Origin of the sequence: Pseudoalteromonas sp. TAE56, from assembly GCF_000497955.1 — a bacterium.
Lineage (GTDB): Bacteria > Pseudomonadota > Gammaproteobacteria > Enterobacterales > Alteromonadaceae > Pseudoalteromonas.
In genome coordinates, this window is record NZ_AUTN01000030.1 from 1 (window position 1) to 12,477 (window position 12,477).

The window sequence follows — 12,477 nt, forward strand, 5'->3', positions numbered from 1 at the left end:
CCGCCGTTATAGAAAAAATGCTAAGGGTGATGATGCTTGCGCCATTTTTAGTGGGCTTATCGTTTTGGCAAAGTAAAAAGCATGCTAAAACAAACAATAACGTGCATGGCGGCGAGCAAAAAGCGGGTATTACAATCCCTTGGTTTGCGGTGTTATTTATTGTGGCAAGTGGTGTACATTCGCTATCAGTTATTCCTCAAGTCGCTACAAGCGCAGTTGTTTGGTTTGATAATATATTACTCACCATTGCGATGGTGGCTTTAGGTTTACGCACACATGTTGGCGCTATTCGCCAAGCGGGTATAAAACCGCTGTTATTAGCAGGCTGTTTATTTTTGTTTTTAACCTTGGGTGGTTACGCTATTAATGTGGGTATTGCTGAGCTGTTTTAAACGTTACTTTGTAAAAGTTGATTGGCGGCTTAAATTGGCCAATCAACTTCGTTTAAGGTATCCAGCTGCGTGCTGGTATTTTCATTGCCTTGCCATTTATTAGTGTAAACAGTGTGCGGGTCAAACTGTAACGTTTGTTTTTCAATATTAAAGTGCCTACCACCACGCGGATCTACGCCTACACCTGCTATATATTGCCAATTACCCCAATTAGCGGCTACATCGTAATCAATCAATTGTTGTTCAAAATATGCTGCGCCATAGCGCCAATCAAGGCCAAGCTCGTTCACTAAGCAGCTGGCTGCAATTTGCCTTGCTCTATTTGATATATAACCCGTAGCGTTAAGCTCATTCATAATGGCATTGACTAATGGGTAGGGTGTTGAGCCATTACACCACGTAGCAAAGCGGTTTGGCATAAATGTAGTAAGGGGTTTTGTTTGCTTTTGGCCTTTAAAGCTAAACAGGCTTTTACCTGCCTTAAGTGCATGCCATTTAAAATACTCTCGCCATAGCAATTCAAATTTAATCCAGTAGGTAGACTCGTTTGTTATTTGGTTATGTTCGTACGCCTCAACTGCTTTATAAACTTGCCGCGCACTTACACAACCAAAAGCAAGCCAGGTACTAAATTTTGTGGTGTTATTAAAGCCATCAAGCTCGTTTCGAGTTATTTTATAAGTACTTGGTAGTAAACCTGAAAAGTATTGTTTTAAATGTGTTTGCGCACTTTTAAACCCGCCATGCATTACGCCATTATTTGCTATACGCTCTAAAGGTTTTTTAGTGCACAAGGTTATTGGCTGAGGGAGCAAACCGTTTGGTAATGTTGAAAGTGAAATGGGGCTAGTGGCGGCCTCTACCTTTTTACGAAACGGGGTAAAGTGTTTAGGTAATTCGTTTAAATCAAAGGGGAGGTCACTTTGCTTAAAGAGCGTGTCTTGCTGCGACCCTGTAAATTTAGTATTAGGGCAATGTGCTTTGAGTAAGTTTATTTGGCGTTGCTCGTACAGGCCAAATTGCTCGCTGTATACAACTTTATCTATATTTTGCTCATTAATACGCGCTTTCAAAAGCGATACAGGTTCGCCTTCAAGCACATGCAGGGTTTGCCCGCGCTCAATAAGTGCTTGTTGTAGTTCGTACAAGCATTGCATTAAAAACTGCTGTTTGTGCACGCCATATGGCTTTTGTTGATAGTTATTATTTTTAAACCAGTGCGGGTTTATAACAAATACAATATCAAGCGCGCATTGCTCAGTAGCAAGTTCGCTTAAAATAGGGTTGTCGTCTATTCGTAAATCGTTTTGTAGCCAATATAAAATGCGTTTGCTCATAGGTTTACTCAGGTTTTTGTAATCATTAACTTTACGAAGCAAAAGCGGGTAGGGATTAGTTTTGAGGTGTTTAAGAGGGTTTTAAAAAGAGGCGGCAAATAATACCGCCTCCTTGAATGTTAAATAGCCGATTTTTGTTTTGCTATCCAATCGTTTATTACGTCTTCTAATACTTCCATAGGCAGCGAGCCTTGGCCGATAACGGTGTCGTGAAAGCTGCGAATATCAAACTTAGCCCCGAGTTCTTTTTCAGCTTTTGCACGCAGTTCGCGTATTTTTATTTCGCCCATTTTGTACGAAAGCGCTTGGCCTGGCCATGATATGTAACGATCTATTTGATCCTCCACCGCGCTTTGTGGCAAAGCAGTGTGATCTGCCAAGTAGTCTATTGCCTTTTGGCGGCTCCAGCCAAATGCATGAATACCTGTATCAACCACTAAACGCACTGCACGCCACATTTCGTAGCCTAAACGACCAAAGTCGCTGTATGGGTTTTGATAAAAGCCGGCTTCTTTACCTAAGCGTTCAGTGTAAAGTGCCCAGCCTTCGCCAAATGCAGAGTGGCTAAGTGTGCGTCTAAATTCAGGTACATTTAACTCCATAGCAATAGCGTTTTGTAAATGATGCCCTGGTATTGCCTCATGTAAGCTAAGTGCTTCTAAATTATATAAAGGCTGTAGTTTAGGTGTTGAGGCTAAAAAATAAGTGCCGGGGGATCGGTTATCAACAGGTGGCATATAAAACGCGCCGCGACTCGCTGAGCCTTTAATAGTAAAGGTATTACGCGGTAAATGATTAAAGTAGGTTGGTAATTTGCCATACATTTTTTGCGTAATAAAGGCTGTTTTTTCAAGCAGGTCTTGTGCGTCTGTTGCGTAAAATTGCTCATCGGTTGCTAAAAATTCTAAAAACTCAGCATAAGTGCCATCAAAACCTACTTTATCAATAATGCTTTGCATCTGCGCTTTAATACGCGCGACTTCTTTTAAGCCAAGCTCATGAATTTTCTTTGGTGTGGCATTGGTTGTGGTGTAGTAATTAACTGCATATTTGTAATACTTAAGCCCGCCTTTAACGCTTGCAATACCCGGCTGCGCTCTACAGTTAGGCATGTAATCGTTTTCAAAAAAGTCGTAAAAGTGCTGATAAGCAGGGACTACTTTTGAGCTGATTAAGGCCTTAGCTTTATTTTGGTATGTGGCTTTTTGCTCTGCTGTAAACGTGTTTGGTATACGTGTAAAGGGCTCGTAAAGGGCATTTTTTTCAGGTTGCTTAACAATATGCGCGCTAATGCTTTGGCTGTAATTTTCAAAGGTTTTGCAGTAATGAGTAAAGCCTGTTTTTATACCTTCTTTCATTAAATCAATATTTTGCTGATTAAAGCGCGGGTAGTCGGCAAGGCTGATTAAAAATGCGTTGTAATCGTCGGGTGTTAAAAATGCCATGTTAGCGGGGGCTTCGGCAAAATAAGTATGCCAGCCACTTAAAAAATTAACCGGAAAATACTTATCTTGATAAAGGTAGCTTTGCTGCTCGGTTTCTCGCTCATATTTAAATAAGCGGTAGTTCATTAGCTGCTCGTTGTTGAGCGTTTTTGGGTCAATGCTGGCTAAGCTTTTTAGCACGCTGTTGTTATAAGCTTGGCGCTTTGCAATGGCTTGCTCGCTCCAATTTGGCAATGTACCGTTTGGCTTCCAGCCGTCTGGGTCGGTACGAAAAAATATTTTTTCAGCTTTGGCGTTTTGCCAGTGGTTATCAATAATGGTTTTTAAATCAGTGTTAGTGTCGGCTAAGCTTGGTAGCGATGCAACCGCTAAGCATATAGCTAGAATACTTTTTTTAAACATAGTCATCCGTTATTGGCGAGTTTGTTATTATTTATCGCGCTTTTTTATTTTAATTTGTGCTCAATATAGTACCAAGTTAACTTAATCAATGCGCTTACTTTTATAACTTGTAACTCTTGGTTTTACTTTTTGATTGAACAAATTTCACTGCGTAACTGGTAGGCGTACTAGTTTATTATTTTATCAGCGTTTAGAATGACTAAAACTTATTATAAAAAATGATCGTCATGTTTAATAAAGTAATTACCTTAATTGATGAAGCAAACGACCAAGACCCTAATACTGAGCAGCACAATGGACAAAGCTTTCCAAAAGAAAGTTTATACGCCTTGCGCATGAGCGAAATGTTAACTCGTTTTAAACCAGATGCCGATGAACTCATGCAAATTGCAGTGCGTGCACAGCATATTCAGCGTTGGAAGTCGCCACGTAGTGATTTTGAAATGAACAAACAGGGCTATCATCAGTGGCGCAGTGCACTTTATATATTTCATGCTAGCAGCGTGGTTGCGCTCATGAAGCAAGCTGGTTACGGTGAAGCTGAGCAAAACCGAGTGTACGATGCGGTCGCTAAAAAAAATATTAAACGTAACCCAGACAGCCAATTAGTAGAAGATGTAGCAAGCCTTGTATTTATTGAACATTATATGCTTGGGTTTGCCAATGCAAAACCAGATTACAATGAAGAAAAATGGATTGGTATTATTCGCCGTACATGGCAAAAAATGTCAGATGACGCGCATGAGTTTGTACTTGCAGGTAATATTACATTGCCCGGCCCGCTTGTTGGGCTTATTCATAAAGCACTTGAGTAAAAGAAAATAAATAAAAAGGAATTTTAAATGTATTGTCCTCGTAGTAATACGCCACTTGAACCTTTACTTGTTGGCGGCATTACTGTTTTTACGTCAGCGCAAGGCGGCGTATTTTTTGATAACAGCCAAATTTTTAAGTTTAGCTCGCCGGAGTTAAAGCATGGTCAGGTTTTACTTAAGTATTTGAGTAATTATACCGAAGGTGAGGGCGAAGTCTCATCGCGAGTAAATTGCCCTAAATGCCCAAGTATTGTGATGATGCGCCGGTATTTTTCGCCGCTCAAAGTGGTTGAGATAGACGAATGCCCTGGTTGTGCAGGCATATGGCTTGATAGCGGCGAGCTGGCAAAAATACACGAAAACCATTTAACCCCCCGAGAGCGTAAGCTGTTAGCCCACGAAATGGCGACCAATCATGGGTTTATAACTATTAAGCCGCCAAAATCAAAGTATTACCCCAAAGCGCCTAAAAATGTTCAAGACACGACAGTTGAACGGCTGGTGCAATTAGCATTACTTAATTTTCAGTAATAAAAAACGGCGTACTAAAAAGTACGCCGTTTTTCTGTAATAGATTAACGCTTATGCAGTTTATTTATTACGGTTTTCTTTTGCAAACGCACGTATTTTACGTTTTTGCGAAAGCGTTACTTTATTAGTACGCCCTGCAAATGGGTTATCACCTTCTCTAAATTCAATTTTGATTGGGGTGCCCATAATTTTAAGTGCTTTACGGTAGTAGTTCATGAGGTAGCGTTTGTAGCTATCTGGTAAATCGTGAACTTGGTTACCATGAATTACAATACGTGGCGGGTTATAACCACCGGCATGCGCATATTTAAGCTTAACACGACGACCACGAACAAGAGGCGGCTGGTGATCGGCCTGTGCCATGTCCATAATACGGCGAAGCATTGCAGTGCTAATACGCTTAGTTGCTGACTCGTACGCTTCATCAACCGATTCAAATAAGTGGCCAACACCTGTACCATGAAGTGCAGATATAAAGTGTAAGCGTGCAAAGTCAATAAAGCCTAAACGGCGATCAAGCTCTGTTTTAATACGGTCTTTAACGTAGTCGTCAAGCCCATCCCATTTGTTCACAGCAATAACCAGCGAACGACCTGAGTTAAGCGCAAAACCTAATAAGCTTAAGTCTTGATCAGAAATACCATCGCGCGCATCCACAACAAGTAAAACCACGTTACAATCTTCGATTGCTTGAAGTGTTTTAATTACTGAGAACTTTTCAACTACGTCACTTACTTTTTTACGCTTACGAACACCGGCTGTGTCAATTAACACATACTCTTTGTCGTTACGCGTCATTGGAATATAAATAGAATCGCGCGTTGTACCTGGCATATCATATACAATTACACGATCTTCACCCAATATACGGTTTGTAAGTGTTGACTTACCAACATTAGGGCGACCAATAATAGCAAGCTTTACAGGTTTGTCAGCAAACGCTTGATGATCGGTATCATCACCTTCGCCTTCTTCGTAAAGATCGATTAGTTCTTCGTCATCACCTGTTACTTCTTCATCTTGAGCAGCTAGTTCAGCAATAAGCGGCTGAAGTGTTTGTTCAAGTAATAGGGTAATACCACGGCCATGTGCAGCTGCAATGTGATGTATTTCACCTAATGATAATTGGTAAAATTCAGCACAGTTTGAATCTGCATCAATGCCGTCGGTTTTATTGGCAACAACAAAGCACTTTTTCTCTTGTTTACGCAAGTGATTAGCAATGGCTTGGTCAGCTACGGTCATACCTACACGAGCATCTACTAAAAACAGAACAATGTCGGCTTCTTCAATGGCTAGCAGAGATTGATCTGCCATTTCGATTTCGATGCCTTCTTCTGAGCCATCAATACCGCCCGTGTCTACCACGATAAATTCATAGCCATCGTAACTAGCTTGGCCATATTTTCTATCTCGTGTTAAACCTGGAAAATCGGCTACGAGTGCATCACGAGTACGTGTTAAACGGTTAAATAATGTGGACTTGCCCACATTGGGTCGCCCAACTAGAGCGATCACGGGAAGCATAAACTACCTCTTTAAAAAACAACAAAAGGCTTCGCAGTGCGAAGCCTTACAAAAAACAATTAACTATTAGCAGGTTATACTAATAGCAGTCAGTTAGTTTGGTATTTTTACCATACTAACTTCACCATCACGGGTGTATAAAATTAGCTTATCGTCGGCAACAACTGGCTCAACAAAAAAGCCTGAGCTGTCAAAGTCTTCTCGAGATACTAGCTCGCCAGTTTCTTTATTTAGCCAATGTAGGTTACCTTCTTGGTCGCCTAAAGCTAAGTGGCTACCTGCAACTGCAGGGCCTGTTAGGTACCAACCACGTAGAGCGGGTTGGCTCCAACGTTCAATACCTGAATTTTTATCTAATGCGTAAATAACACCATCGCTATCTACTAAATAAATTGTTTGTGCATCCATCGCAATTTCGCGGTAGCTGCTGTACTCACGTTTCCAAACTACGTTGCCAGAGCGAATATCTACAGCAGCTAAGTTGCCGTTGTAAGCTATAGCGTAAGCGTATGGACCGCTAATAAGCGGTTGAGTGTCTACGTCAACTAGGCGTTCAAATTCTGATGCGCCTTTAGCAACCGCAATTTCTGCGCTCCATGCTGAGTAACCACTGTCTGAAATTAAAACGCTTAGCTTGCCTGTTTCAAGGCCTACTAATACACCACCGTTAGCAACAGTTGGCGAGCTTTGTCCGCGTAATGTTAGTGGTGGAACTTCTTGTTCAAAACTCCAACGCTCTTCGCCCGTATCTGGGTGAAGGGCTAACAATTTACCAGAGCCTAAATTTACAAATATTAAGCCATCGCCTGCTGTCGGTTTAGACAGTGATTCGCCTGGTACATTCTTACGCCAAACTTCTTCACCGGTTTCGCGATCAAGAGCAATAATAAAGCCGTGTTCAGAACCTATATAAATTTTACCATAGGCTTGCAAAATACCACCTGATAATTTTGCATTACCGTTGTCAGCCCATGGCCAAAACGATAAATCTTGGCGTACATCGGTTTCCCACTTGGTATCGCCGTTAGTAAGCGAAAGCGCTTCTACTTGGCCTTCGCGGCTAGCAACATATACAGTATCTTTGTAAACAGCTGGTGTTAAACGAGAAAAGTAATGCTCTACGCCATCACCTACAGATTCTTGCCAAACAACGTCAGTTTCAAATTGGTTTACAATTTCAGGAAGTACTAGTTCATCTTCATCATCACTTGATGAACAACCCATCAGTGTTGCCATACATAGGGCAAGGGCTGCTGTTGTAAATTTTTTCATGCCTAAAACCTTATGCCGCTGGGCTAGTTACTGCTAGGTCATCTAACTTAATTTGTAATAGTGGGTTACTTGTTAATCCACCCGCATCTATTGCTGCTTGGTATGCAGTACGTGCTTGATCTTTGTTACCTTGCTGTGTGTAAATGTCGCCTTTAAGCTCGGCAACGTTTGCATTGAATGCTTCAGGTAATGGTGCATTTAATGTAGTTAATGCATCGTCATAGTTAGTTTGTGCAATTTGAATTCGCGCTAAACGTGTAATCGCAATTGCTTTTAATTCTGTATTTTCAGTATTAGACACTATCCAGCTTAGCTTTTCGCTTGCTACGTCTAATTTTTTTGCTTCTACAGCGTCTTTCGCAGCAACAAATGCAGCAAGTGTTGCGTAGTTTGTATCTTTATTTTCGCTAATAAACGCATCAGCTGAAGATAATACATCATCACTTTCAACAAGCGCTGTATATGAATCTGATGCTTTTTCAGCGGTAGTAATTTGGTTTTGGTTATATGCTTTCCAGCCATATAAGCCACCAAGGCCAACAAGTATGCCTAGTGCAAGTGAAATGCCGTTTTCACGGAAAAAGCGTTTAATGGCTTCTGCTTGTTGTTCTTCTGTTGAATAAATATCCATTCTTACCTCTAATGTTCGCTTAGCCGTTAATAAGCTCAGCTAATAGCGCTTTAGCTTGTTCTAATTCTAATGTGACTTGTTCTTTACGCTCGCGTAAATACTTGATGGTCACAACGCCTTTTTCTAATTCATCTTCACCAATAATCACTGCAACAAGTGCATCGCTTTTATCAGCACGTTTTAATTGTTTTTTAAAGTTGCCGCCGCCCGCATGCACCATAACGCGTAAACCTGGTACGTCTTTACGTAGTTGCGCTGCAATTGCAGGAGCTTGAATGCTTGCTTTGTCGCCCATTGCTGCTAAATATACATCAGCATTACGACGAATGTCACCTACACACTCAAGCGCTTGTAGTAATAACACTAATCGCTCTAGACCCATTGCAAAACCAACTGCTGGCGTTGCTTTGCCGCCAAGCTGTTCAACTAAGCCGTCGTAACGACCACCAGCACATACTGTGCCTTGTGCGCCTAAGCTGTCGGTTACCCATTCAAATACGGTGCGGTTGTAGTAGTCTAAACCACGTACTAACTTTTCATTAACCGTATATGAGACGCCAGCAGCGTCTAAACGTTCACATAAATTTTCAAAATGTTCTTTTGATTCAGCGTCTAAGTTTTCAGACAATTTAGGCGCATCAGTTAAAATTGCTTGTACGTCTGGGTTTTTGCTATCAAGTACGCGTAATGGGTTTGAATACATACGACGTTTTGAGTCTTCATCAAGCACATCAATGTGTTGCTCAAGGTAGGCTACTAACGCATCACGGTAATCAGCACGCGCTTCGTTAGAGCCTAAAGAATTTAGCTCTAAACGAACGTGGTCAGTAATACCAAAAGCTTCCCATAGTTGCGCTGTTAATAAAATAACTTCTGCGTCTATGTCGGCTGTGGCAATACCAAATGTTTCTAAACCAAATTGGTGAAACTGACGGTAACGACCTTTTTGCGGACGCTCGTGACGAAACATTGGACCCATGTACCAAAGGCGTTGTTCTTGGTTATATAGTAAGCCATTTTGGTTGCCAGCACGTACGCATACTGCGGTGCCTTCTGGGCGAAGTGTTAATAAGTCGCCATTGCGATCGGCAAAGGTGTACATTTCTTTTTCTACTATATCGGTAACTTCACCAATAGAGCGTTTAAATAAGTCGGTTGATTCTACAATAGGAAAACGAATTTCTTGATAACCGAACGATGCTACTGTCTCGCGTAAAATGCTTTCTACTTTCTGCCAAACTTGTGTATCGCCCGGCAGACAATCGTTCATACCGCGAACTGCCTGAATTTGTTTTGCCACTGATAAATCCTAAATGCTGTTTATGTGTAATAAAAAATGCTTACACAACAAGAATGCTAAAAATTGACCCGCTATTATAGCGTTCTGGTCATAAAGGTAAACGCCAAACACCGCTGTTTGGCGCTTTATACGGTATTTATTCGACTATTTTAATATCGATAGGTGTTTGCTGCTCTTTTTGAGCAATAAAGTCGCGCACGTAGCCTTCGAGCTGGTCAACAATGTTGTTGTTGTCAATACGCGCTTTTTGGCGCTCACCATTAATGTATAAACCTGAGCGACGGTTTGCACCGGCAAGGCCTATATCACTAACGAGTGCTTCACCTGGGCCGTTTACAACACAGCCAATTACCGAAACCGATACAGGCTCAATAATATCTTCAAGGCGCTCTTCTAGCTGGTTCATGGTGCTTACTACATCAAACTCTTGACGAGAACAGCTAGGGCAGGCAATAAAGTTAATACCGCGCGAACGTATGCGCAGCGATTTTAAAATATCAAAACCTACTTTAATTTCTTGAACAGGGTCAGCTGCAAGCGACACTCGCAGTGTATCGCCAATACCTTCGGCAAGTAGCATACCTAAACCTACGGCTGATTTAACCGAGCCAGATCGCATGCCGCCCGCTTCGGTAATACCCAAATGCAGTGGTTGGTCTATTTCTTTAGCGAGTAAGCGATAGGCGCCTACCGCTAAAAATACGTCTGATGCTTTTACCGATATTTTAAATTGGTCAAAATCAAGGCGGCGTAATATATCTACATGGCGCATTGCTGATTCTAATAAGGCTTCAGGTGTAGGCTCGCCATATTTTTCTTGTAAGTCGCGCTCAAGTGAGCCGCCATTTACACCAATACGAATAGGAATGTTATGCTCGCGAGCAGAATCGACCACAGCTCTTATACGCTCTTCGCTACCTATATTACCTGGGTTTATGCGCAGACAATCTACGCCGTACTTTGCCACTTTTAAGGCTATACGGTAATCAAAGTGAATATCGGCTACTAGCGGAATAGTCACTTGTTCTTTAATACTTTTAAACGCTTCAGCTGCGTCCATAGTCGGTACTGATACACGCACTATGTCGGCACCGGCATCTTGTATTGCCTGAATTTGTGCAACGGTTGCATCAACATCCATGGTGTCGGTATTGGTCATTGATTGCACAGCAATAGGGGCGCCGTCACCAATAGGGACGTTACCTACATTGATACGGGTGGATTTTCTGCGTTTAATTGGGGATTCTGAAAACATAGCGACTACTCTGCTAGTGGTAATGTAAATTTGGCTAAACGGTTTTTAGGAAATGCAGAAACATCTACAGGTTCGCCGTTTAAAGTAATGTCTACAGCGTCATGCTTACCAAGCACAACTGAAAAAGGAGGCGTTCCGCTTACGGTCATAATGTAGCCTGCTTTTTTAACGCCGAATGCTATTTTTTCGCCTTCGCCATCGTAAATTTCAACCCAACTTTCGCCGTTAAAGTTCATAACAATTGTACTGCTAGCATCTTCTTGGCTTTCGTTGTTAGATGTAATAGGAGCCGTTTCTGTAACGGCTTCTGAGCTTGTTGATGTTTCAAGCGTATCTTTTGATTCTAATAGTGATTCGTCGTTAATTTCGGCTTGTTGCTGTTGCTGTAAAATACTGGGTTGAGCTGCTTGTCGTTCACTCATTATTGAGTTGGCAACGTTTATTTTACTGGTTTGCTCTTCAATGGGGGTGGCGTTTTGCCAAAACCATAAAGCAGATGACCCAATAACAATCGCTAAAATTAAATAACTAAAAAACATTAAACGGCTGTCGCTTGCTTCTTTTTCTGTTCGGCGCGAAAAGCTTTGCATATTAGCGGGCTTGGTCGGCTCTGGTGGGGCCGGCATCATTGCTAATATAGGTGCGCTATCGACTTTTAATTCACGGCAATAATTTTTTATATAGCCTTTAACAAAAGTGATAGGGCCTAGTAACGCAAATTCATCATTTTCAAGGCGTTTAATTTGAAGTTCAGACAGCTTTAACGGTGCAGCGATAGTTGCGATGCTAACGTTTGCTTGCTCTCTATGATTTTTTAGTATTTGGCCTACAGTTGGCTGTTCGCTCTGTGTTTGCGTATTTTCTTCATTCATAATGTGTATGAGTCTGGATCCACTAGTAAAAGTTTGTGCCCTGGTTTTAATGCTATATCAGGACTTAATTTATTCCATCGCATTAATTCATCAATTAATACATGCCGCTGGGTAGCTATATCGTAAAGGGAATCACCAGCTTTAATTTCGTAATAAATATTTGGATCGTTTAGGTATATTTTACTTCCATTCATTACCCGATCCGACTCTTTTAGACCATTCCATTGGAGGAGTTTTTGTAGTTTAACATTGTATCGCACCGAAATGCTAAATAGGTTTTCGCCAACAGCAATTACGTGAAATGGCACGCGTAAAGGCGATACTTTAGGGTTAAGCATGGGAAGCTCTGTTTTTTGTACTGCTTCGTAACTTTTAAATTCAATATCGACATCATTTTGATAGCTGCTATTTTCAAATACTGTTGTATTTTTAGTCGCTTCGTAGAATACCACGTCACTACTATTTTTTTGTGCAGTAACTGCGGGGGCTGAATTACTATAGTTACTAGTTTGCTGCGAATTAAACTGGCCTGTTTTAGGTGCACCAAACGAAATTATTGTTACTTCGTCATCAGCCTTAGTTGCTTGCTTTGCTACTACAGCTGCTTTTTGAGGTTCGTAAGCAGGCTTAGACTTTTCAGGAACTGCTCCTATTGAATCAGCAGAGTCGTGTTCAGTAGTAAGTGCAAGCATAACAGC

12 protein-coding genes are annotated in these 12,477 nt (G+C 41.4%); 3 read left to right on the forward strand and 9 right to left on the reverse strand.

Annotation, left to right across the window (positions count from 1 at the left end):
- A partial coding sequence (locus tag L656_RS0101040; protein ID WP_024597857.1) for a putative sulfate exporter family transporter occupies positions 1-392 on the forward strand: 392 nt, incomplete at its 5' end.
- A gap of 29 nt (positions 393-421) precedes the next feature.
- Here L656_RS0101040 and L656_RS0101045 read toward each other — a convergent pair.
- Both L656_RS0101045 and L656_RS0101050 read right to left on the reverse strand, forming a co-directional pair.
- Entirely contained in the window at positions 422-1,729 is a 1,308-nt protein-coding gene (locus L656_RS0101045; RefSeq protein WP_024597858.1) for a DASH family cryptochrome, read from the reverse strand.
- A gap of 119 nt (positions 1,730-1,848) precedes the next feature.
- Complete coding sequence (locus L656_RS0101050; RefSeq protein ID WP_024597859.1) at positions 1,849-3,576, reverse strand: DUF885 domain-containing protein; 1,728 nt, start codon at positions 3,574-3,576, stop codon at positions 1,849-1,851.
- A gap of 227 nt (positions 3,577-3,803) precedes the next feature.
- Here L656_RS0101050 and L656_RS0101055 point away from each other — a divergent pair, with 227 nt between their 5' ends.
- On the forward strand, positions 3,804-4,391 hold the full coding sequence (locus L656_RS0101055) for a DUF4202 domain-containing protein (RefSeq protein ID WP_024597860.1): 588 nt from the start codon (positions 3,804-3,806) through the stop codon (positions 4,389-4,391).
- 27 nt (positions 4,392-4,418) lie between these two features.
- The gene (locus L656_RS0101060) at positions 4,419-4,922 is read left to right on the forward strand and encodes a TFIIB-type zinc ribbon-containing protein (RefSeq protein ID WP_024597861.1); all 504 of its coding nucleotides are present in this window, start codon (positions 4,419-4,421) and stop codon (positions 4,920-4,922) included.
- A gap of 60 nt (positions 4,923-4,982) precedes the next feature.
- On the opposite strand, the gene der is transcribed toward L656_RS0101060, so the two are convergent.
- The 7 genes from der to L656_RS0101095 form a co-directional block, all read right to left on the reverse strand.
- The gene (der, locus tag L656_RS0101065) at positions 4,983-6,449 is read right to left on the reverse strand and encodes a ribosome biogenesis GTPase Der (RefSeq protein ID WP_024597862.1); all 1,467 of its coding nucleotides are present in this window, start codon (positions 6,447-6,449) and stop codon (positions 4,983-4,985) included.
- 93 nt (positions 6,450-6,542) lie between these two features.
- Entirely contained in the window at positions 6,543-7,721 is a 1,179-nt protein-coding gene (gene bamB, locus L656_RS0101070) for an outer membrane protein assembly factor BamB (RefSeq protein WP_002961301.1), read from the reverse strand.
- A 10-nt stretch (positions 7,722-7,731) separates the two neighbouring features.
- The gene (locus L656_RS0101075; RefSeq protein WP_002961300.1) at positions 7,732-8,352 is read right to left on the reverse strand and encodes a YfgM family protein; all 621 of its coding nucleotides are present in this window, start codon (positions 8,350-8,352) and stop codon (positions 7,732-7,734) included.
- A 19-nt stretch (positions 8,353-8,371) separates the two neighbouring features.
- On the reverse strand, positions 8,372-9,652 hold the full coding sequence (hisS, locus tag L656_RS0101080; RefSeq protein ID WP_008168943.1) for a histidine--tRNA ligase: 1,281 nt from the start codon (positions 9,650-9,652) through the stop codon (positions 8,372-8,374).
- Positions 9,653-9,788: 136 nt separating this feature from the next.
- On the reverse strand, positions 9,789-10,907 hold the full coding sequence (gene ispG / locus L656_RS0101085) for a flavodoxin-dependent (E)-4-hydroxy-3-methylbut-2-enyl-diphosphate synthase (RefSeq protein WP_002961295.1): 1,119 nt from the start codon (positions 10,905-10,907) through the stop codon (positions 9,789-9,791).
- Positions 10,908-10,912: 5 nt separating this feature from the next.
- Positions 10,913-11,779 carry a RodZ domain-containing protein gene (locus tag L656_RS0101090; protein WP_002961292.1) on the reverse strand — a complete coding sequence of 289 codons (867 nt, stop codon included), beginning with the start codon at positions 11,777-11,779 and terminating at the stop codon, positions 10,913-10,915.
- The coding region (locus L656_RS0101095) for a LysM peptidoglycan-binding domain-containing protein (RefSeq protein WP_024597863.1) at positions 11,776-12,477 on the reverse strand (702 nt) is incomplete at its 5' end. The genes L656_RS0101095 and L656_RS0101090, both read right to left, overlap by 4 nt.

Excerpts from the sequence above, each read along its gene's own strand:
- L656_RS0101045 (WP_024597858.1), bottom strand. The coding sequence starts at position 1,729 with ATGAGCAAACGCATTTTATATTGGCTACAAAACGATTTACGAATAGAC.
- L656_RS0101050 (WP_024597859.1), bottom strand. The coding sequence starts at position 3,576 with ATGTTTAAAAAAAGTATTCTAGCTATATGCTTAGCGGTTGCATCGCTA.
- L656_RS0101055 (WP_024597860.1), top strand. The coding sequence starts at position 3,804 with ATGTTTAATAAAGTAATTACCTTAATTGATGAAGCAAACGACCAAGAC.
- L656_RS0101060 (WP_024597861.1), top strand. The coding sequence starts at position 4,419 with ATGTATTGTCCTCGTAGTAATACGCCACTTGAACCTTTACTTGTTGGC.
- der (WP_024597862.1), bottom strand. The coding sequence starts at position 6,449 with ATGCTTCCCGTGATCGCTCTAGTTGGGCGACCCAATGTGGGCAAGTCC.
- bamB (WP_002961301.1), bottom strand. The coding sequence starts at position 7,721 with ATGAAAAAATTTACAACAGCAGCCCTTGCCCTATGTATGGCAACACTG.
- L656_RS0101075 (WP_002961300.1), bottom strand. The coding sequence starts at position 8,352 with ATGGATATTTATTCAACAGAAGAACAACAAGCAGAAGCCATTAAACGC.
- ispG (WP_002961295.1), bottom strand. The coding sequence starts at position 10,907 with ATGTTTTCAGAATCCCCAATTAAACGCAGAAAATCCACCCGTATCAAT.
- L656_RS0101090 (WP_002961292.1), bottom strand. The coding sequence starts at position 11,779 with ATGAATGAAGAAAATACGCAAACACAGAGCGAACAGCCAACTGTAGGC.